Annotated in this window: 1 protein-coding gene; it reads left to right on the forward strand. The window is 59.0% G+C overall.

All coding sequences use genetic code 11. The annotated features are described in order from the left end of the window. Window positions 1–136: 136 nt before the first annotated feature. A partial coding sequence (locus RY1_RS29220) for an amino acid adenylation domain-containing protein (protein WP_442972254.1) occupies window positions 137–1,383 on the forward strand: 1,247 nt, incomplete at its 3' end.

Below are 1,383 nucleotides of genomic sequence, written 5' to 3' on the forward strand. Positions count from 1 at the left end.
CGTGACGGGTTCGGATGTGGCGTTGGTGGATGGGTGGAATGCGACGGGTGTCGATTGTGGTGTGGTGACGGTGGGGGATTTGTTCGATGAGCGTGTGCGGGTCAGTGGTGGGGATGTGGCGTTGGTGGCGGGGGATGTGCGGTTGAGTTTTGCGGAGTTCGGGGAGCGGGTGTATCGGTTCGGGCGGTTGTTGTTGGGGTTGGGTGTTTCTCGTGAGGATCGTGTGGTGTTGTTGTTGCCTCGTGATGAGTACATGGTGGTGGCGATGTTTGCGGTGTTTGCGGTGGGGGCTGCGTATGTGCCGGTGGATGGGGAGTATCCGGATGATCGGATCGAGTTCATGGTGTCGGTGGCGGATCCGGTGGTGGTGGTGACGTCTTCGGGTTTGGTGGGGCGGGTTCCGGTGGGTCCGTTGGTTGTTGTGGTCGATGATGCGGGTGTGGTGGAGCGGTTGGCTGGGTTCGGTGGTGGGCCGTTGTCGCTTGCTGAGCGTGGGTTCGGTGTGGGTGGGGTGAGTTCGGTTGTGGCGTTGGACAGTGTGGCTTATGTGATTTTCACGTCGGGGTCCACTGGGCGGCCGAAGGGTGTTGCGGTGGGGTATCGGGGGTTGACGAATATGTATGTCAATCATGTGGAGAAGATTTTCGATCGGGTGGTGGCGCATCAGGGTGGGCGTCGGTTGAAGATTGCGCATACGACGTCGTTTTCGTTCGATGCGTCGTGGGAGCAGTTGTTCTGGTTGTTGCATGGGCATGAGGTGCATGTGATCGATGAGCAGTTGCGGCGGGATCCGGTGTCGTTGTTGGCTCATTACGATGCGGAGCGGATCGATGGGTTCGATGTGACTCCGTCGTATGGTCAGGTGTTGGTGCAGGAGGGGTTGTTGGATCGTCCTCGTTCGCGGGGTGTGTCGGTGGGTGCGGATGATCCGGGTGTGGTGTTCGTGTCGTTGGGTGGTGAGGCGGTGCCGGATTCGTTGTGGTCTGCGTTGCGGGGTGCTGCGGGTGTGGAGGGGTACAACTTGTATGGTCCGACGGAGTACACGATCAATGCTTTGGGTGCTGATGTGGCGGATTCGGTGTCGTCGAGTGTGGGTGGGCCGATTTTCAATACTCGTGCGTTGGTGTTGGATTCGGGTTTGAATGTGGTGCCGGTGGGTGTTTCGGGTGAGTTGTATTTGGCGGGTGCTGGTGTTGCTCGTGGGTATGTGGGTCAGTGGGGGTTGACTGCGGAGCGGTTTGTTGCGTGTCCTTCTGGTGTGGGTGAGCGGATGTATCGCACGGGTGATGTGGTGCGGTGGCGTGATGATGGGCAGTTGGAGTATTTGGGTCGTACCGATGATCAGGTGAAGATTCGTGGGTTCCGCATCGAACTCGGCGAAGT

This window comes from Rhodococcus yunnanensis NBRC 103083 (assembly GCF_001895005.1).
GTDB lineage: Bacteria > Actinomycetota > Actinomycetes > Mycobacteriales > Mycobacteriaceae > Rhodococcoides > Rhodococcoides yunnanense.